The sequence below is a fragment of the Neobacillus sp. YX16 genome (assembly GCF_030123505.1).
Taxonomy (GTDB): Bacteria; Bacillota; Bacilli; order Bacillales; family Cytobacillaceae; genus Neobacillus.
In genome coordinates, this window is sequence record NZ_CP126115.1 from 3,743,048 (window position 1) to 3,761,823 (window position 18,776).

Here is an 18,776-nt window from a genome sequence, read left to right on the forward strand (position 1 = left end):
AACTATTATTTAACGCAAAGGTTTTTACTCAAAGATATTTAAAAAGTTCTTTCTATAATAGAACAACTTAGTTAAGTGTAGTCCATAATTAAATCTATAAATTATTTTTAGGACTACATTGATATGTATTGAGAAAGAACGAACCTCAGAACACGTTGTAATTGTATGCTCCCAAATTTTAATATTTAGCCAGAATTTAGATTGGTGAAGAAAGCAGATAAAAAAGGCCTGGGTTCACCAAGTGAACGGAACTTCTTAGTTAACAAAAATAAAACGGGTAGTAACTGTTACCACCCGTTTTAAGTCAAAACTATTTAACTACTTTTTCTTTCTTTTTGCTTTCATCGATTGGACCTGGAGAAATGCTTTGGTCATTGGCTGTCAAATCGATGCCATAGTCCTTTGCAAACACCATATGGGTTTCTACAAGCACATCAGCAGTATTTTCATCCAAATTGAATACCCTTGCACCGCGTAATCGATTCCGTTCAGCACCTGGGAGACCATATGTACCAAAACCAGTATTTCCGGCATAACCAAGCAGAATGCCATAGTAGTTACCCATGTAGGTGTTTACGTGATCATGACCGCAGAAAACACCTTTCACATCTCCTCTCTCGAGCATGGCAGAAAACATACCGCTGTTGACCGGGCCTGGGCATTCTTCTTCGTTTCTTTCTCCAACAATATTATGCTTAGTCAAAGCATTAGCGTGGTTTTCGTTCGTTCTGCCATCTACACTGGCAAACCACATATATCGATGTTCCCATAGAGGAATATGAATAAACACGAGTGAAGAAACCTTATGTCCCCATTGTTTCTCTAATTTTTTGGATGTATCATTATACCAGCTTACTTGGTTGAAACGGAGCCAGTCCCAGGTTGGATATCCGTTAAAGTCTTGACCAGCAATAGAGTTAGGAGCATACCTTCCACTGTCAAGTAGCCAAAGATTGAAAGCTGCATCCGTACCTTTGGAATTTTTGATAAGTAAATTCATATTTCCTGTTCCAGTAATATCTTTTACACTGGGCTTGTTCAAATTGTATTTGTAAGACATGTAAATCTCAAGCATGTCCTCTTCATCAAGGCCACTTTTTGGCGTGGAGTCCTCATCATGGTTTCCGTATGTAATCGCCCACTTTATCCCTCTCTGCTCCATCGGCTGTGCCACATTATTAATCGCTTGTTTCATCTCAAGAGGAGTATCACAGCCACCCGTGATATTGTCGCCGTTAAGGACAACAAAATCCGGTTTTTCAGTATCTAGGACTTTTTCCATCAGTTCGATTGTACGACGGTCAATGTTTTCATCATCTTGTGTATCGTTAAACTGGACAATCTTGAATCTTCCGTCCGGTTTGAATTGAAGCTTGAAATCCTCATTTGCTGCGGCATGAGCTTTACCTGTGAACATATCAGCTGGAATGCCCGCTGATCCAAGTGTTAAGGCAAGTGTACTCAATCCACCGATTTTGATAAAGCGGCGTCTATCCAATCCCTTTTGCAAATCATAATTACTCATAATAAAATCTCCACATCCCTTTATAGAAATATAATAAAAAGTAAATCTATAAAAAGAATAGCAGGGAAGTTTTAATTTTCTGTTTTCCCTTTGTAAATTATTGATAATGATTTGGTAAAGATTACTTATACAATGAATATTTTCTAATAATCTGTGTTTAAAAAAATGGAAAAGTTTTTAAATTAGGCAAAATAAAAAGCAATGGAGTTTTTCTTTTCCATTGCTTTCTTTGCTTATATTTGGTCTATTATTCTAGTTCAGGTGCTTTCCGATGTTGAGTTCCCTCTTGGTAAGAATAGGCAAGTTTGATTAACGTAGATTCATCGAACTCTTTACCCAGCATTTCCATTCCCACTGGCAGACCATTCTCACTGAACCCTGCTGGCACCGAGATTGCCGGGAAGCCAGAAAACGGACTTAAGCGATTCGCATTTCCAGCACCTTGACCGCTACCTACTACCGCAGGTAAAGCATTAGAAGTTGGATACACGAGCGCATCTAATTCATATTCTGAAAAGGTCGCCATTAAACTATCCTTTGCTAATTTTGGACGTTCTGTAATGATCCGTTGGTATTCTGGATCATTGTCAAGTGATTCTCTATTGTTTCTAGAAATTAATCCACTTCTTAGACTTGGATGATATAATCCACTGTCAATAATGTCAGTAAGTGTCTTATAGGGAGCATTTGGTCCGAGAGAAGCTAAATAATCATTTAATTGAAACTTAAATTCGTAACTACTTAAACTTGAAAAAGCTAAAACCTGACTAAGGTTAGGAATTGTAACTTCGTACACTTCAGCTCCGAGTGCTTCCATGTCAGCTATTGCTTGGTTCATGACTTTATTGACTTGTGGATCACTTCCAAACAGCTCTCGTACAACCCCAATTCTAGCATTTTTTAAACCATTTTTCTTCAGATAGTGTGCATACGTTTTTGGTACATTTCCAATGCTTGCTGCGGTAACGGGATCGTCTGGATCATAGCCAGCAATCGCATCAAGTACGATTGCTGCATCTTCAACCGTACGTGCAATCGGCCCGCCAACATCTTGTGTGAGGGCAAGTGGTATAATACCATCCCGGCTAGCGAGTCCCATAGTAGGTCGAATTCCAACTAAATTATTAAAAGAGGAAGGAATACGAATGGAACCACCGGTGTCTGTTCCTAAGCAAACAGTAACAAAGTTGGATGTAACCGCAGCTGCAGTACCGCCACTCGAACCACCTGGATATCGTGAAACATCATATGGATTATAGGTTTGTCCACCTAGGGAACTAATCGTTTCAAATCCAAAAGCAAATTCATGAAGGTTCGCTTTACCTAAAATAATCGCCCCTTCTTCTCTCAATCTCTTCGTTTGATATGCATCATCCAAAGGAATGGACCCTTTAAGAGATAGGGACCTGCTGTAGTCGGCATGTCGTATGTATCATAGTTATCTTTTAATATAATGGGAATCCCATGCAAGGCGCCACGGACCTTTCCAGCCTTTCGTTCTCTATCAAGCTCCCTTGCCTCTTCCAGTACATCTTCGTCAATCGTAATAATCGAATGAATAGTATCATCGTATTCGTTAATTCGATCAAGGTAAAATTGGACCAATTGTTCAGAAGTTAACCTCCCCTTTTGCATCTCATGCTGCAGTTCAAAAATTGTTGCATCTTCAATCTTGACGGATAATACACTACTTGCAATAGGATTAGCTGTTTTGGCAGCTGTTATAGGGGCTGCCTCTACTGATGCACTAAATAAACTACCTGCTACTACTAAACTAGTTATAAAAGTTACTGACTTCTTATACCCTTTCCTCATTTTTTCCTCCCCTTTCATTAGATACTATGAATATACTAAAATTCATTCTAGGAGTCTTAAAACGCAGAAGGTTTTCTAACATAAAATCAGGAGAAATACTTACATATGATCTATGGTTTTGAAAATAGACTAAGTGAATCTTGCTTTTTTTAGGATGTAATCGACGACGTGATTACGATGGATTCCAACTAATAAACTCTGACGCATTCGAGGAGCATTTATAGTACGAAGTTGAATCACTTTCGATGTTTTTTTGGCGGTACGACGACTAAAAATATTTCCACTTCATTTAGAATAAAAGAACAAAAAATTGTCAACTTATTATTGGGAGATAAAAAAATGCTATGTTTCTCACAGGAATAACCGTTTTTCAAAATAAGGAGGACAGTGAATGAATCAATTGAGAAAGAGTTTATGTTCTGTACTTGTTTTTATTTTGTGTGCAATTCCTTTTTCATCTGTGTTAGCACAAACGACTGGTACCCTACACGAGAATCCTAGTGTTACGGCACTAAAAAATGATGAACCTACTTCTAAGAGGATTAATCAATTAGAAGAAATCGCTATGTATTATTACTGGCATGGCGGAGATGTCAAGAAAGCAGAAGAAGAAATATTCCAAGGAATCACTCTTAAAGGGAAATACGACGTTGTAGAAAATGCATTTTTGCAAGCAACTCTGATAGATCCTCATAGCCTTGATTTGAAATTTTCGCTTGCATCTACACAAATCATTCAGAAAAAAATTCCTGAGGCTTTACAAACTTATAAGCAAATTTTAAATTTAGATCCGAGGAATTTTGAAGGAAATCTTTTATACGGGGTTTACTCAAAAGTAAATGGGGACGAAAAGGCATATGATGCTTCTTTTTCAAAATTAAAAAATATCGATTCTAAAAGAGCTAATGAGTATGCTTCAAAAATAAGCAAGACAGAAAAAATCTTAAGAGAGAAATTCAACACAGAACCACCAGCAAACCTTCCATCCAAAGATCATGCCATTGTGATTCTTGGATACGCACTTTCAGAAGAAGGAACCATGCAGCCTACACTTGTAGAAAGACTAAAAGTAGGACTTGCTGCTGCAAAAAAATATCCAAATTCCAAAATCATCGTAACAGGTGGTGTCCCTAAAAAGGGCATAACGGAAGCAGATGCCATGAGCAAATGGTTGGTCGATAACGGAATTGCAAAAGAACGAATTATTATGGAAAAAATGTCAACAGACACGGTAGAAAATGGTCTATTCACAACAGCCATTCTTGAAAAAGAAAACATTAAAGATGTCACTCTTGTTACAAGTGCCAGCCATATGAGAAGAGCATTAACCGTATTTGAGGAAGCCAGTGATTTCTATGATAAAATGACCGGCAAAAAAAGCAAAAGAAACTTTACTAACATTGTCTATTTGGATTACCCATCATTGGAGGAAGCACATAAAGTGACCAAGGATGAGCTGCTCGTCATATACCGTGACCTTATCAGGACTTCAGGAATCTGGCAATACCCAGGGCTTCAAAGATAAGTTACATTGCAGCTAGACTGGGGAGCCTTCATCTTTGGTTTGAAAATATCTTCTTTTTTGCAGAAGCTCTATATTTTTTTTCAACAAACAAAATTGGCTGCCTTATTTATTGTTTGGCAGCCAATTTGATTTAGCTAGGTCATTTTCCACTCTATGAAAAAGCTATCAAGCTTGTGATATCTCCTCTATATGAAAGTTCATCTGAAAAATTTCTTTATCTTTGTTATATAGCAGGTGGTCTGTATTTAAATATTTAAAAAGTTTATATTTCCTCATCATTTCAACAAATTTCCGTTTTTCAATACGAGAAATCGTATTATAAAAAAGGATCAATAGCTCTGTATTTGTTAATTGTGCTCTGACTATTTTGGCATATTGATATTTATTTTCAAAACTTATATTTTGTCTATCTATGAAGTTTAGAAGGTGGAAAATATTTTGAATATAATGACCTATAAACATCTCATGCTCAATATACCACGCTTCATAACCTTTATTTATCGATTTATATCTGTGATTAATAGAATTTTGCGTTTCATTGTATTCCAAACTCTTTGATAGTTTAAGGTAAATTTTATGTAATACATTTCTTCCGTCTACTTTAGAGTCACCATTTATATCAAATGAAATGGAATTAACAATTTCGTGATGCAAAGAAACAAGATTAAAAAAAGTTTGTTCAAATCGTTGAATGTCAATCATTTGATTTTGTTTCACTAATAGATTGGTTTGAGTTTCATAGGATAGCTTCGTTTGTTTTAATTCATCTTTCTGTGTAAAGTAAGTGGCTAAAATCATGAGAAACGACGCGAGACCTATAAAGGGTGCTGTTGACCCGCCTAACCAATCACCTACAGCCCCTAATTCTAGGATATTACTATGATTTACGACATATAGTATGAAAAATGGATTAATTAGAGTTAGGACCATGAACAACAGTGAAACTCTGAAGAAAATACCACTTAAAATCATCCCTTCTGCATTTGCTAAAAAGCGTTTATGTAAAAAGTAATAAAGAATGACCAATATGAAGGTGATTACTAGAAACTTTTCCATAATTACCACAGTCCCACTCACCTTTACAATACTTTTCATAGTAAGATATTCTCTTTTAAACAAGGGTATGACAAAGTAACGGGCAACAAAATTTCGAGGAATTTTGCTGACCGTCTATTTTTATCTTGACGGTAGTACTATGGAGAGGTCTAATCCTATTGCTGTTTCAATGAAAAGATTGCCATAGTCCACCTTTTTCATTGATTAAATTCTGAATGTCATGGTAAGGAATCCAAAATTCCGGGAAACCAACAGCGTATGAAGCAAGTTCATATGGCTTAAAATAGATCACTAAATAATCGTTTGTTAAGAAAAATGGATGGTTTTCTTTTATACCTTTATACTGATCATGGTTTATATAGAAATCCTGATGTTGTTGAATTCGCTTCCCAATGATTTCACTTAAGACTTGTTTATAATTACTCCCGGTTGTAAATAAATCTTTTAATCGATAAATTTGACCTGTTATAAAATTTATATGAACATTGATTTTACTTGGCATCCCATGGGCAGCTCCAAATGGATATTCTTCCCCTGTTAATTCCAGTACCAGTAACTGTTTCTGATAAAATTGAACAGAATAGTTACCAGAATAGCTATAATATGACTGACCATTTTTTTGTAAGTCTTTCACCCCTAATTTATTTCTTAAATGTTGGTTTACTTTTGACTGAGCAAGTTTGTTTTCCATTCCTTGGATTTGTGGATAGTAAACCAGATAATATTTATTAGGTTTATATTTTTCTTCGCGAATGTGAATGGGTCCGGTTAAAGGAAGAATCATGTTCTGAGTCCATACAAGATCCCCTTTCCGATCATAGTAAGAAAATCTTTCATCCACAAAAGCTTGAATCAAATCTCCTTTCAGCCTGACTGTACCAGTCCCGTCGAAAATAGGGAGATTTTGAGCTCGGGTACCTTTTCTGTTTATAAAAAAAGTTTTTTCATCTTTTGTAACAGAGCTATATTCTCCTTTGTACTCACTAACACGGTCATAAATAAAATCGGTAAGCAATTTTCCGGTGGTAGTTTCAGCAATAGCAAAGACAGAGCCTGCATGTGGATAATCCGGATCGATGGCTTTGGCCACTGACGCCCGATTTTCCCCTAGTAGATTGATATCATCATATTCTGGCGGAATGATAAAAGCACCTGTCTGGTCGATAAGCCCATATTGATTTTTATAGTTTTCCGAAGTATTGACAATAGCTCTTCCATTTTCAAATAGCATAGCACTCGAATAGACAGGCGGAATGACCACCATACCTTCCTCATTAACATATCCTGATTTGTCTTGATCCGTTTTACGAAAGGAAATCAAGCCCTCACTTAAAGGACCCATTCGTTCAAAAGGATAGGTCCTCAGACGTTCTCCATTCAAGCCAATAAGTGCAGATGTACCGTCCTTTAATCCAACAATTGCCTTACCTTCGTGAAAATCGTGTGCATAATTATATTGTGCAGGGATTACAATCTCTCCATTGGAATCTAAATAGCCATAGAGGAACTCTTTTCTATTCACGAAATCCTGAAAAACGAGACGATGTTCATGAAAGGCACCAAAATACGTAAACGGATAGGTTTTATCTGTTATTATTTTTCCAGTTTCATCTATGATCCTATAACCCTTATCTTCCTCATCTACAATCGCAAGGCCATCAGAAAATGGATAGATGGAACTATAGATTGGTGGAACCACAAAACGGCCGCTTTGGTCAATGATTCCAGAATGATCTTTTAACCAAACAACAGCCAAACCGTTCGGTTGGAATTCACTTAGATCCTCATATTGAGTTGAGATAACAAACTGACCTCGATTATTTATAAATCCCCATTTAACCCCATTTAATGTTTTAATTGAAAATGGAAATAAATCATTCACGATTAATTCGCTTTCCATATACACATCACTCGTTTCAGCATTTCCAATATCTTATGGAGTGATTTAAGAATAAGTGATTTGAAGAGACCTAATTTTTTATGCATGATACCTAAATATTTTTAGTATTATAACCAGTTCATTAATTTGATAGAAGAATTGTTCCCTACTATAACTTCCAAACCATAGCGTTTCTGCATACTTTATCAAATCCCCCTTATTATTCCAGTAAATACAGGTACCGTTAGAAAGATTTTCCTTCTAAATTTTCATTCCAATACCCTAGTTGATTCTTTCGTTTTGCACCAACATATTCAGTCCTGAAAATGAGCAGGTACGCAGAATATAAGAAAAAGCTAAACTCAAATAAGGGCGAGTTTAGCTTTTTATAATTCTTTTAACTTGGATTTGCCTAACAACAGCTTAAAGTCGAGTTCCATAAGAATAATCGAAAGCATAATCAGCGTTCCACCAACTACTAACTTACCTGTTACAGGTTCAAAACCAAACGTAATTGAAAAAATGCTTCCAAATACGGATTCAAGCTTCATAATGAGTCCAGCTGATGTTGCTGATGTATGTTTTTGAGCTAAAACCTGTAACGTTTGACCAACAAACGAACAAATTACTCCCATGTATAATAATGGGACAAGAGCAACAGACCAATTAATGTCCGATAGCTCCCCTAGCTCAACTAAGAGGAAAAATGCGATATATCCTACTCCCTTTTAGGAGGCATTTGTCAGCCACCTTTTATACAAGTTTCTGACGAACTTCCAACAGCAGCATTCAGTTTTTCAAGAAGTGAATTAACCTGTTCCTCTTCAACCAATGTTTCGATGGTCTGTCTTGTGAGCGGAATTTTGTGTTTATTAAAAATATCTTCCGTAACTTCCCAAACTTCAACAATTACTTTTGGTGACATATTCGCTTGTATAACCATCTCAGCATACTCCTTTTTTCTTAATTTTAACATTTTTCTATTAAACTAACCTACCAGGATGCACAGAGAGGGCTTCTTTTTTTATGGAACCATGCTATCGTTAAGGTTTGTTGAGAAAAGAAGTTTTTCTCCTTATCCGCATTCTGGTATAGTGTAAAAAAGTAGGGGTGATAGAATGTTTTTCATTGGACAGTTCGAGCAGTTGCCTGTAAAAATTTTAACCGTGGCACTGCTGATTATACTCACGGTTTATTTGATCCGCAAATCCATCAAGCTTTTCTTTGACAAAACTAGCATCTTGGATGAAAAGCGTGAAGATACATTGATGCATTTTGCCAACCAGGTGACAAAGGTATTGGGACTGGTTTTATTCTTAATTTATGTGCTTAGCCATTTCTTCAAACTAACAAGACTTCTCACTGGTTCGGTCGTGGTGGCAGGTGCCTTGGCATTGATCCTCCAGCATATCATCCGCGATTACATTATGGGGCTTACCTATTTGTTTGAGCGCCAGATCCATCTCGGGGATTATGTAATCATCAATGGAAACCGGCAGGGGAAAATCGAGGAAATCAGCATGCGCTACCTGAAAATCCGCCAGTATGACGGATACCTCTATTCGGTCTCCTATAGCAGCATCACGGAACTTCAAAACGGGAACCGGGGAATGCGCAGGGTGAACGAAAGCCTTGTCCTCAACTATAGGCAAAATCCAGACGATGCCTTCAAGGTGATGGAGGAAGTGGCACAAACATGCAACGAGAAATACGGTGAATACCTGTTGAAGGATGAGAATGGCATTCCATTAGAGCGTTTCAAATTCAATCAAATCACCGAGCTAAACGTGGATTTCAGGGGTAACAGATATTCATTATCTGGTCTTGTGAAGGAAGCGGATTTCGTGGAAGCGAGCAAAAAAGTGAGGTATGAACTGGCGATGGCTGCCTACAAGAACGACTTGATGATGGCAGAGAGCCTTAACACAATCCATTAATAAACATTAAAAGCAAGAGTTCATATCTCTTGCCTTTTTTTCTGTTTTTTTATGAATATAACGAGTGTAGCCATGTAAGGTATGGAAGTCGAGTCCAGGTGGTTCAGACCCCCGCCCCATTATTCTCATCATGTCAAACTTATAAAGCCCCCGAATATATAGTTAAAAACTACAGTGTAGCTCCTATTCTTTTTTTATTGTATTTTCAATTCATTAATAATCTCATTAATGCGTTTTTCCACTTCATAAAGGTTCTTCTGCATCCTGTCACGCCGACTGGTTAAGACCTGTAATTCCTGTTTCAATTCTTCTGTTTTGCTCATGATTTCAACTCCGGACTATGATTTATCATTCGTATGCTAGCAAAAAAACATTTATAGATGGATTTCATAAAGATACCCCTATAAAATTCATCTTAATTATTATTCTTATCATAATCATTTTAATTCGTTAAAATGTTTCCGAAAATTCTCAGAAAGGGTTTATTACGGTCCCGCAGGAGCGTACAGTAATATAAGCAACCTGGAGGTCGCTATTCAACATTTTTCAGGCTATCTACGATTTTTACCGCTTCCTTAATGGGTCCTTTATAATAAAAATCATAAACAAATCCATCATCCGTTTCCCATGAAAAGGTTATGTAAGCTACGCGTCTTGTGCCAGATATTGTGATATGTCCTACATGAATAATTTTGTCTTTTAACCAATTCACTTTCTTCAACGCATTAAACAACTCATCTGCCTGCTGATAGGGCTCATCTCCTTGATCACCATCAAAATACATAGACCACGAGCCACGCTTTGCGTAAAAGATAGATTTAATTAAGGTTGAATCCATAACTTAACCCTACTTTGTTGTGCCCTTTTTATCCATACTTCTGCTGCTGTATTAGGACTTTCAGCCATCATTGTGAAATCAGCGTACTTATTTTCTATCTTCAAATAAGTGGGTGCTATTTACTTAATTTATCTGGGTGTTAAGACTGATATTCTTAATGAACAATAAGAGACAAACATGAAATTATATCAAAATAACTTTTAATGAAAATGTAATTTTGCTGAGATTTTACTGTTACACCTTTCTGGTATATTAAAACTATCAAATCACACTAGGAGGTAACAATCATGCTTAAGAAATTCGTCGTAGCTTTTGTCATTATTGTTTCTTTCAGCTCTTTGTTTGCTAACATGGGTGATAAAGCGGAAGCAGCTTATTATCATACAAAAGCAGTTTCGGTTGCGAAGTCTAATATTGGAGTACCTTATCAATGGGGCGGGATGTCACCAAGTGGTTTTGATTGTTCAGGACTTATTAGGTATTCCTACGCAAGGGCTGGAAAAACACTAAATCGCACAGCCGCCCAAATGTTCTACGGTAACGGATATCGTATCTATAATTATATTCAACCAGGTGATTTAATGTTTTATGCTCCAACCAAGGCAAGTAGCCCAACACATGTTGCCATGTATATCGGGAATGGTAAAATGATTATGGCTTCTTCATCAAAAGGGGTCATGATTACAAGCACAAACAACCCATATTGGCATCCAAGATATGTTGGAACAAAACGCGTTTAAAGACCATCCTTTCTAGATGGTCTTTTTCTTATCCATATATACTAGTTCATCACAAAAAAATGGTACTCTTGGTAGACCATTCCATCACTTTTTTACTTTTATTTTCTCGGGTATGGTCGTCCAGTACATTGGGTCTTCTAAGCCAAGTCGCCAAATCCCGATCCCCCTTAAGTTATATTTTTCTACAAGGTTTAACTTAAACCGCAGACTGTGGCTATTCTCAAACCAAGCCTGATGGTTATGATTTTTATTATCTATGTAACTGAAATAAGGTGTTTGTGAACGAGAGTCCCATAAAACTCTTTATATTTTGTTTTCTGACCCATTAACATTGCATAGGAGCTATACAAGGTTTCACTTGCTGTTGTATTCCAGTCCCATCCATAACCAGCGACACCGAGTAAAATTTTTGATGGTGGTACTCCATGCTTCAAAGCATAACGAATCGTTGCTTCTATCCAATTGACTGATGCTGTTGACCCGGGTGTTGTTCTTGGGTTGTGCTCATCGTATGTCATAATCATTAAGCTATCTGAAAATAAACCAAGCTTTTCGTAATCAAACCACGGTGACCAGGGATTAGCACGGGAATCACCTGTGTTTGCCGGGGCCGAAACCGTAACCACTTTTCCATCTCGATGCAGAGCATCAGACAATTTTTTTATCAGCAGACTAAAGGAATCTCGGTCATTCAAATACAAATTTTCCATATCAATATTAATACCGTCATATTTAAACTGATTCATTTCATTCCGTAAGTTCTGAATGAAAACATTGCGGTTTTTATCATTATGGAGTATATTACTCGCTACCTGCTTTCCCTTCTCCTCGGTTTCATAAAAGAGATTATGTACAACCATATATACCTTTAGGTGTTTTTCATGAGCACTCTGAATCACCATTCTTTTATGATCTACTGTAACTGAATCTATAAGATTGCCTGGTCGTTTATCATCAAGCTTATACCAAAAGGGTGCAATGATATTTAAATTAGTGAATTGTGAGTTAACTGTAGGTTGAGACCCTGGTAATGTTCCTTCCTGTTCTGTATAGAAACCTAAAACCTCTCGGGGAGTTTTATTCGTCTTGTATTCTTCCTCTTTTCTATGTGACTGACCACAGGAAGACATTAGTAAAAAGACCATGCTTAAAGAAATGATAGTGAATGACCTATAACAATTTTTCGCCATAATACACCTTCTTCTAATTTGTATACTTCTTAAGTTGATTAGAAAAGTTTCAACTTATTCACGAATTGACTTTCCCCCGTAAAGGATCTCAGGAAAAAGACTACCACAAGTTAATTTAAGTAGTTCGGTTTTGAAGTACAAAAACACATTTAGAAGGCACAATCGAAACAGAATTAGCAACAGATTTAATATTGTAAATAACATTAAAATTGGCATAAAAAAACTCAGAGCGAAAACCCTTAACGTTTTTTTATACTATTTATTCAATTAAAGCACCCTTTCGTATTATAAGGTCAGCCAGAAATTTCTGGTTGACCAATTTTTATTTGGTTTTATTATAACGGTAGCCGGGGTAGAACGTAAGCACCCGTGGGACTACGATCCCGTCAACTAAACAGTTCGCCCCCTACTTGTAGAAACATGATTGAGGCTGGTTGGGACATTAGATCTCGTATAACAAGCGAAGCTATGATACTGCAAGAAGGATCTAGGGGTACCGGTGAATTTATTTATTAAGAGGAGGAGTTAGAGAATGAATCCAGTCATTGGTCTGGATGTTGCTAAAGGTGAAAGTCAGGTACAAGCTTTCTTGGATAAGAAAAAGCGTTACAAAAGTAGTTTTAAAGTATCACATACCCTTGAGGGATTAGGTATGTTACACCAATTTCTTAGAGAAGTTGAGAGCGCTACAGGGATTAAACCCCCAATTGTTCTGGAAGCTACAGGTCATTATCATATTCCTGTTGTTCAGTATTTCGAGGACAGAGACTATTTATTAATTATTGTTAATCCTCTGATCTCCTATCGTGCCAAGAGCTCGAGTTTACGGAAAGTAAAAACGGATATAATCGATGCTAATCATCTCTGCGAGCTGTACTATAAAGAGGATTTAGAGCCATATAAAAAACGTGGGATTTATCTCTTGAACCTTCGTAATCTTACAAGACAACACGATAATCTAACAGGTATTTTTGTTCAAACGAAACTACAGTTCCAGGCAGTGTTGGATCAGGTTTTTCCTGAATATAGAGGTGTTTTTGGGGACTTATATTCCGTTGTTTCTTTACTAACTTTATTAGAATACCCTACATCTAACGATGTTTTAGTAGCTGGTGAACAAACTTTAACAGCTAAAATTAATGAATTATGTAAAAGTTGTTCTTCTAAGTGGGCAGATACACAAGCAAAGAAACTAATAGCTGCCGCGGCTCGAAATCCTTTTCAGGATACCTTGTATCAAAGCAATATTTTAACCCTAGAAATGTATATTAAAATGCTTTTAGAATACCAAAAGCACCTATCTAAGTTTGAGGACGAGATAGATGCTTTAGCAAAAGAAATTGAAGAATATAAGATTATCCAATCAATCCCTGGTATCGGTGAAAAAATCGCGGCAACGATTATTTCTGAAATTGGTGAGATTGATCGGTTTAATCACCCAAAAAAACTTGTAGCATTTGCCGGAATTGACCCCAGTATCTTTGAATCAGGGAGATTCAAGGGAACTGTAAACAGAATAACAAAAAGAGGGTCTAGTAGGTTACGGCACGCCTTATTTATGGCTGTTAAATGTGCCATTCGTGATTGTCGTAAGAAGAAAACGACAGATGAAATCATCCCGCGTAATAAGAGATTACGAGAGTTTTATGATAAAAAACGTCAAGAAGGAAAGCCTTATAAAGTGGCTGTTATAGCATGTGCCAATAAGCTCTTACAATGGATATATGCGATTTTAAAAAGCCATTCAACTTTCCAAGATATAGCTTAAATAAAAAATTAATCTAAATAACACAAAACCTTCCAAAAACATAATTTAGGAAGGTTATTTGGCATGCGTATATTTAGTATAGCACGAGATATTTTAAGTTTTTATTGAAAAATATTGACAAACTATTAGCTGGTTTAGTTGAATATGGTTCTAAATCATTGGCGTGATTGTTACACATAAAATACAGTAAATAACTAATCCAAAGTCATATCAACAACTTGTTTCGTAAACGTAGCAAAGGATTTAATTAGATCAGGACTTAGATCAATAGCCCATCTGAGTTTGTCGAAAGCTCTTAACAGCAACAAAGATCTCATGTCAGCAATGTCCTTTTCCATTACACCATAACCTTCTAAAAATGCTTTAAATTCCTCAACACTAGGTCCACCACCTAGGATTTGACACTTCATCATTTCAATAATGTCTCCATGTGGTACCACACTTACTTCTGCACTGCCCCAATCTAGCAAAACGACCTGCCCTTCTTTATTGACGATTGTATTGTTCAATGAGACATCCCCATGATTTAAAGCAAAGCGGAACTTCTCCTTCTTCAACCCCTCGAACAGCTTTCTTATTTTTATCGATTCCGTCTGATTGATTACCCCAAGCTCAATAATCCGATCATTCTCCGTTAAACTATTGATATTATAATTTAAATAACCCAGCCAACTACCATCTGACCCTGCATGAGGAGGCGACTGAAACACACCATGTATTGGATCAATCAGGTTTTCCCCATATCCTTTAACTGGAATTGTATGAATAAGTTTGTCGTAAACGCCGAGTTGCCTCCAAATATCGGTCTTGGGTTTCGTACTATCTAATCCGTTCTCTCCATCTACGAAGGTTTGGATCATATACGCTGTTTCATCAGCTATACCAATAGACAACACCTCAGGACTTGGAATGCCAACTGCTCTAGCTTGCTCGATACACCAATTTTCCTTAACAAAACACGGATATGTACCTGCATTGTTCATGCGTACAACAACTTTACTGTTGTCTGTCTCAGCTACGCAAACTTGATTTACGATTCCTTTACCTATAATTTGGAGTGATTTTTTGACCCTTTCTTGCAAAAAATCCCCTGCGATTCGTTCTGCTTTCAAAACAACTGAGTTTTTCATTTAGTTCTCCTAAAATAAGCTTTGTGATAAATTACAGCATGTCATTTTATCATAATGATGATGGTATTTCATAAATCCTTAAATTATGATTAAACATGCATTACGCCATAATGTAACTGCCTTTTACTTCAATAGAAAAGGGCGATCTCCTTCTTGAAGAAACGCACACGTAGTTAAACAACAACGGCAAGAAAATCTCCAGATAATGCACCCAAGAATAAAGTTATCCCATTACTATCGGATATTTGTACTTCAAAATGATTTTTTCCCAGACTTCTAATATCGTTCCAATTTGTCCCTTAGTACTACCTTCAGCAGGGAAATCCTTTGTAATTCTAACCATATCAAATTGCTTCATTTCATCCACCTCATTTTTGCATACCTACAATATTCGATTCATCTTAATTTTTTCCTTTATTCAGCTAACCTGCTTCGATAGTTGAATAAGCTCTCCGTTTCGATTTCGAAAACACTGTCAATAATCCCTTTTAAAAGAGAAATTTAGGGAGAGATGTATTTTGTTATTATCTAAGGCATGGGAAACATATGAATCGGATAAACGAATTGAAGGGTTCTCACCACAAACAATAAAAGCATATAAACTTCAAGCTACTTTACTTAATCGGTATTTAAAGGACGTTAAATTAGATACCATATCCACTGTTCAAATAAAAGATTACCTGTCAAAATCGAGTGAAACCTTAAAGCCTTCAAGTCTAGCTCATCGAATAAGATTTATGAAGTCATTATTTCGATGGTCACATGAGGAAGGTCTTATTCCAAAAAATCCAGCAGCAAAGATAAAGGAACCTAAAGCAGGGAAACGAATTCCTAAGTTTATAACAGAATGTGAAATTGAACATTTACGTGAAGCATGCTCTTGCCCATTGGAAAAGGCTTTGTTCGAATTCATGTTTTCCACTAGGTGCCGTATAGGTGAAATTGTTTCCCAAAATAAGAATAGAATTAATTGGTCTAACCGTTCTGCGATTGTAAGAGGAAAAGGGGAGAAAGAAAGGGAAGTTTATTTTAATATCCGTTGCGATATTTGGCTCAGACGCTATCATGATCAACGCCAGGATAGCGATCCAGCAATTTTTGTTACATAACGGTATCCCCATCGAATGAGTATTGCCCAAATGAGATACATCATTAAGCGGATTTCTAGTCAGGCAGAATTCAATAAAACTATTCACCCCCACCAGCTGCGGCACAGCTATGCCACCCATTTGTTGAATAATGGTGCACCTCTTGAAGTCATACAGAGCTTATTAGGACATGAGAAAAGTGAAACTACTAGGATATATGCACAGTTAAGTGGGAGTTTACGGCAAGAACTTTATAGGAAGTATTTTTAAATGAAAATGCAAAATAGCAATGCCCCTAAAAAGCATTGCTTTTTTTATTCTCGCACCCTATAGTTTAAGTACAATTCTTCACAATCTCATTCAACCTTTTAAATCAGGAATAAGACATACCCGTTTTTCCTTTTCATCGATAGTAATAGTAAAAACTGCATCTGTGTCGATATTTTTTAATCTTCTAATTTCTGCCGGTATATGGATTGTTCCTTTTTGATTATAAGTACACTTATTTTCTTTTTCAAATCCTGCTTTACTTGTTAATACAATTTTTTTACCATCTATAAATATATTGATAATGTCACCTACTTCAATATTTAATATTTTTGTAAGAGTTTTAGGAATGTACAATTGTCCAGTTTTTCTTAATTTTACTTTATTCAATTCAATCCCTCCCAAAAAATGTTTAGATTAATATACAAAAGGTAGATGTAGGCATTTATTTTTCCATAATAAAATTGAAAGGGGGCTCCAAAATAAAATGAATGAGCCTACATTAATATATTGTAGGCTCGTTCATTTTATTTAACTGCTGTAGTAATATTCCATACGAAGGGATCATTCATTTTATTCCAATTTTGTGTCATCTCTTCTTCTGTCAATAAACAGCGATCTAAAGAAGTTTTCACAACTTCTTTATCCATGTGAATTCCGATCACAACGATTTCATTTTTCCGATCTCCAAACTTTTCATCCCAATCTTCTTTTAATGTCGGGTCTTCTTCAAAATATTGGGCTTGTTGCTCTGGGGACAAGTATGCGATCCAATAAGATACCGGGTCTAATTGCACCGATGGACCTGCTTGCGAAAATAATAAAGCTAAGTCATTCCTGGTTGCGCACCATACGATTCCTTTTGCCCTTACAATTTCTTCTGGCATTTCTTCCACCCAGCAATTGAATCTTTCAGAATGAAATGGGACCGAACTTCTATAAACGAAGGAGCTGATTCCATACTCTTCAGTTTCAGGAGTATGCTCAGGCGCTTCCAATTCTTTAACCCAACCGGCAGATTCGCTTGCGGCTTCAAAATTAAACAAACCTGTATTTAAAATCTCTGGTTGGCGAACTTTTCCCTTAATTGAACGATGAAATTTCGCTGTAGGCTGTAACTTTCTTAAAAAAACCTCAAGCTGAATTAATTGTTCCTCTTCAAGCAAATCGCATTTATTTAGGATCAAGACATCACAAAACTCAATTTGGTCTATTAATAAATCCGCAACCGTTCTTTCATCCTCTTCACCTACAGCCTGGTTTCTTTCCAGAAGGAGATCTCCTGATGCAAAGTCATGCCAAAACCTGTTTGCATCAACAACTGTAACCATTGTATCGAGTTTACAATGTTTTGTAAGATCAATCCCCAACTCTTCATCTATGTAAGAAAAAGTTTGTGCAACGGGTACTGGTTCACTTATACCTGTTGATTCAATCACAATATAATCTATATTTCCAATCTCCACTAGTCGTTCCACTTCTTTTAAAAGGTCTTCTCTTAATGTACAGCAAATACACCCATTTGATAGTTCCACAAGCTTTTCTTCCGTTCTGTTTAACCCCCCTCCCTGTTTTACCAATTCTGCATCAACATTAATTTCACTCATGTCATTGACAATAACTGCAACTCTTAATCCATCTCGGTTCTGAAGAATATGGTTTAGTAAAGTGGTCTTCCCTGCTCCTAAATAGCCGCTTAAAACAGTTACTGGAATTCTAGTGTCTTTCATGATAATTCTCCCTTCCGTCATTCACAAATAATAACCATTACGATTTATACTTTTTACATATTTTAATTAACTTGAAATTACTCAGGTATTAAAGGACATTTATAACTATTCTATTTTCTTACTTTGTTTCTCTGTGAATCGTATAGCGTTTCAACCGAGGAGAATATTTCTTTAGTTCGAGTCTTTCCGGATCATTCCGCTTGTTCTTTGTTGTAATATAATTTCTGTCGCCAGTTTCTGTACATTGCAAAGTAATTTTTACACGCATCTTACTTTCCTCCCTAATTT

17 protein-coding genes and 3 pseudogenes are annotated in these 18,776 nt (G+C 36.4%); 6 read left to right on the plus strand and 14 right to left on the minus strand.

Going from position 1 to position 18,776, the window contains the following annotated elements:
* Nucleotides 1-310: 310 nt before the first annotated feature.
* Both QNH48_RS18225 and QNH48_RS18230 read right to left on the minus strand, forming a co-directional pair.
* Nucleotides 311-1,525, minus strand: coding sequence for a metallophosphoesterase family protein (locus QNH48_RS18225; RefSeq protein ID WP_133367747.1), 1,215 nt, complete (start codon nucleotides 1,523-1,525; stop codon nucleotides 311-313).
* 247 nt (nucleotides 1,526-1,772) lie between these two features.
* A pseudogene (locus tag QNH48_RS18230) lies at nucleotides 1,773-3,358 on the minus strand (amidase family protein).
* Nucleotides 3,359-3,731: 373 nt separating this feature from the next.
* On the opposite strand from QNH48_RS18230, the gene QNH48_RS18240 reads away from it, so the two are divergent.
* Nucleotides 3,732-4,865: an ElyC/SanA/YdcF family protein gene (locus tag QNH48_RS18240; RefSeq protein WP_283951453.1), complete on the plus strand. Its 1,134-nt coding sequence runs from the start codon at nucleotides 3,732-3,734 to the stop codon at nucleotides 4,863-4,865.
* A gap of 165 nt (nucleotides 4,866-5,030) precedes the next feature.
* Here the strand turns inward: QNH48_RS18240 and QNH48_RS18245 are convergent, their stop codons facing one another.
* The 4 genes from QNH48_RS18245 to QNH48_RS18260 form a co-directional block, all read right to left on the minus strand.
* Complete coding sequence (locus QNH48_RS18245) at nucleotides 5,031-5,960, minus strand: putative phage abortive infection protein (protein ID WP_283951454.1); 930 nt, start codon at nucleotides 5,958-5,960, stop codon at nucleotides 5,031-5,033.
* A gap of 127 nt (nucleotides 5,961-6,087) precedes the next feature.
* Nucleotides 6,088-7,821, minus strand: coding sequence for a WG repeat-containing protein (locus QNH48_RS18250; protein WP_283951455.1), 1,734 nt, complete (start codon nucleotides 7,819-7,821; stop codon nucleotides 6,088-6,090).
* A gap of 365 nt (nucleotides 7,822-8,186) precedes the next feature.
* Nucleotides 8,187-8,513 carry an EamA family transporter gene (locus QNH48_RS18255; RefSeq protein ID WP_283955813.1) on the minus strand — a complete coding sequence of 109 codons (327 nt, stop codon included), beginning with the start codon at nucleotides 8,511-8,513 and terminating at the stop codon, nucleotides 8,187-8,189.
* A gap of 29 nt (nucleotides 8,514-8,542) precedes the next feature.
* A complete protein-coding gene (locus QNH48_RS18260) occupies nucleotides 8,543-8,743 on the minus strand; it encodes a hypothetical protein (protein ID WP_095250722.1) in 201 nt (66 codons plus the stop codon).
* A 175-nt stretch (nucleotides 8,744-8,918) separates the two neighbouring features.
* Between QNH48_RS18260 and QNH48_RS18265 the strand changes: the two genes are divergently transcribed.
* Nucleotides 8,919-9,737 carry a mechanosensitive ion channel family protein gene (locus tag QNH48_RS18265; protein WP_283951456.1) on the plus strand — a complete coding sequence of 273 codons (819 nt, stop codon included), beginning with the start codon at nucleotides 8,919-8,921 and terminating at the stop codon, nucleotides 9,735-9,737.
* Between the two features lie 194 nt (nucleotides 9,738-9,931).
* Here the strand turns inward: QNH48_RS18265 and QNH48_RS18270 are convergent, their stop codons facing one another.
* Both QNH48_RS18270 and QNH48_RS18275 read right to left on the minus strand, forming a co-directional pair.
* Nucleotides 9,932-10,060: a hypothetical protein gene (locus QNH48_RS18270; protein WP_283951457.1), complete on the minus strand. Its 129-nt coding sequence runs from the start codon at nucleotides 10,058-10,060 to the stop codon at nucleotides 9,932-9,934.
* Between the two features lie 209 nt (nucleotides 10,061-10,269).
* Nucleotides 10,270-10,575: a hypothetical protein gene (locus tag QNH48_RS18275; RefSeq protein ID WP_283951458.1), complete on the minus strand. Its 306-nt coding sequence runs from the start codon at nucleotides 10,573-10,575 to the stop codon at nucleotides 10,270-10,272.
* 15 nt (nucleotides 10,576-10,590) lie between these two features.
* Between QNH48_RS18275 and QNH48_RS18280 the strand changes: the two are divergent.
* Nucleotides 10,591-10,680: pseudogene (locus tag QNH48_RS18280) on the plus strand (LysE family translocator); the annotation flags it as partial.
* A 182-nt stretch (nucleotides 10,681-10,862) separates the two neighbouring features.
* Nucleotides 10,863-11,315, plus strand: coding sequence for a C40 family peptidase (locus QNH48_RS18285; protein ID WP_283951459.1), 453 nt, complete (start codon nucleotides 10,863-10,865; stop codon nucleotides 11,313-11,315).
* 254 nt (nucleotides 11,316-11,569) lie between these two features.
* On the opposite strand, the gene QNH48_RS18290 is transcribed toward QNH48_RS18285, so the two are convergent.
* A complete protein-coding gene (locus QNH48_RS18290) occupies nucleotides 11,570-12,460 on the minus strand; it encodes a glycosyl hydrolase family 18 protein (protein WP_283951460.1) in 891 nt (296 codons plus the stop codon).
* A 577-nt stretch (nucleotides 12,461-13,037) separates the two neighbouring features.
* Between QNH48_RS18290 and QNH48_RS18295 the strand changes: the two genes are divergently transcribed.
* Complete coding sequence (locus QNH48_RS18295; RefSeq protein WP_283951461.1) at nucleotides 13,038-14,273, plus strand: IS110 family RNA-guided transposase; 1,236 nt, start codon at nucleotides 13,038-13,040, stop codon at nucleotides 14,271-14,273.
* A gap of 194 nt (nucleotides 14,274-14,467) precedes the next feature.
* Here QNH48_RS18295 and QNH48_RS18300 read toward each other — a convergent pair whose 3' ends face one another.
* Both QNH48_RS18300 and QNH48_RS18305 read right to left on the minus strand, forming a co-directional pair.
* Entirely contained in the window at nucleotides 14,468-15,403 is a 936-nt protein-coding gene (locus QNH48_RS18300) for an aminoglycoside phosphotransferase family protein (RefSeq protein WP_283951462.1), read from the minus strand.
* Between the two features lie 223 nt (nucleotides 15,404-15,626).
* Complete coding sequence (locus QNH48_RS18305) at nucleotides 15,627-15,761, minus strand: hypothetical protein (RefSeq protein ID WP_283951463.1); 135 nt, start codon at nucleotides 15,759-15,761, stop codon at nucleotides 15,627-15,629.
* A gap of 160 nt (nucleotides 15,762-15,921) precedes the next feature.
* On the opposite strand from QNH48_RS18305, the pseudogene QNH48_RS18310 reads away from it, so the two are divergent.
* Nucleotides 15,922-16,761 (plus strand): annotated as a pseudogene (locus QNH48_RS18310) (tyrosine-type recombinase/integrase).
* A 90-nt stretch (nucleotides 16,762-16,851) separates the two neighbouring features.
* On the opposite strand, the gene QNH48_RS18315 reads toward QNH48_RS18310, so the two are convergent.
* The 3 genes from QNH48_RS18315 to rpmG form a co-directional block, all read right to left on the minus strand.
* Nucleotides 16,852-17,148, minus strand: a complete 297-nt coding sequence (locus QNH48_RS18315; protein ID WP_283951464.1) for an AbrB/MazE/SpoVT family DNA-binding domain-containing protein — start codon at nucleotides 17,146-17,148, stop codon at nucleotides 16,852-16,854.
* Nucleotides 17,149-17,285: 137 nt separating this feature from the next.
* Entirely contained in the window at nucleotides 17,286-18,488 is a 1,203-nt protein-coding gene (locus tag QNH48_RS18320) for a GTP-binding protein (protein WP_283951465.1), read from the minus strand.
* A gap of 118 nt (nucleotides 18,489-18,606) precedes the next feature.
* Nucleotides 18,607-18,756, minus strand: coding sequence for a 50S ribosomal protein L33 (rpmG, locus tag QNH48_RS18325; protein WP_034674496.1), 150 nt, complete (start codon nucleotides 18,754-18,756; stop codon nucleotides 18,607-18,609).
* Between the last annotated feature and the right edge of the window lie 20 nt (nucleotides 18,757-18,776).

Bases quoted from the DNA above. Each gene is read 5' to 3' on its own strand.
- rpmG (WP_034674496.1), bottom strand. From the start codon at position 18,756: ATGCGTGTAAAAATTACTTTGCAATGTACAGAAACTGGCGACAGAAAT.
- QNH48_RS18245 (WP_283951454.1), bottom strand. From the start codon at position 5,960: ATGAAAAGTATTGTAAAGGTGAGTGGGACTGTGGTAATTATGGAAAAG.
- QNH48_RS18290 (WP_283951460.1), bottom strand. From the start codon at position 12,460: ATGGTCTTTTTACTAATGTCTTCCTGTGGTCAGTCACATAGAAAAGAG.
- QNH48_RS18295 (WP_283951461.1), top strand. From the start codon at position 13,038: ATGAATCCAGTCATTGGTCTGGATGTTGCTAAAGGTGAAAGTCAGGTA.
- QNH48_RS18300 (WP_283951462.1), bottom strand. From the start codon at position 15,403: ATGAAAAACTCAGTTGTTTTGAAAGCAGAACGAATCGCAGGGGATTTT.
- QNH48_RS18250 (WP_283951455.1), bottom strand. From the start codon at position 7,821: ATGGAAAGCGAATTAATCGTGAATGATTTATTTCCATTTTCAATTAAA.
- QNH48_RS18320 (WP_283951465.1), bottom strand. From the start codon at position 18,488: ATGAAAGACACTAGAATTCCAGTAACTGTTTTAAGCGGCTATTTAGGA.
- QNH48_RS18225 (WP_133367747.1), bottom strand. From the start codon at position 1,525: ATGAGTAATTATGATTTGCAAAAGGGATTGGATAGACGCCGCTTTATC.
- QNH48_RS18305 (WP_283951463.1), bottom strand. From the start codon at position 15,761: ATGAAGCAATTTGATATGGTTAGAATTACAAAGGATTTCCCTGCTGAA.
- QNH48_RS18270 (WP_283951457.1), bottom strand. From the start codon at position 10,060: ATGAGCAAAACAGAAGAATTGAAACAGGAATTACAGGTCTTAACCAGT.
- QNH48_RS18265 (WP_283951456.1), top strand. From the start codon at position 8,919: ATGTTTTTCATTGGACAGTTCGAGCAGTTGCCTGTAAAAATTTTAACC.
- QNH48_RS18285 (WP_283951459.1), top strand. From the start codon at position 10,863: ATGCTTAAGAAATTCGTCGTAGCTTTTGTCATTATTGTTTCTTTCAGC.
- QNH48_RS18260 (WP_095250722.1), bottom strand. From the start codon at position 8,743: ATGGTTATACAAGCGAATATGTCACCAAAAGTAATTGTTGAAGTTTGG.
- QNH48_RS18275 (WP_283951458.1), bottom strand. From the start codon at position 10,575: ATGGATTCAACCTTAATTAAATCTATCTTTTACGCAAAGCGTGGCTCG.
- QNH48_RS18240 (WP_283951453.1), top strand. From the start codon at position 3,732: ATGAATCAATTGAGAAAGAGTTTATGTTCTGTACTTGTTTTTATTTTG.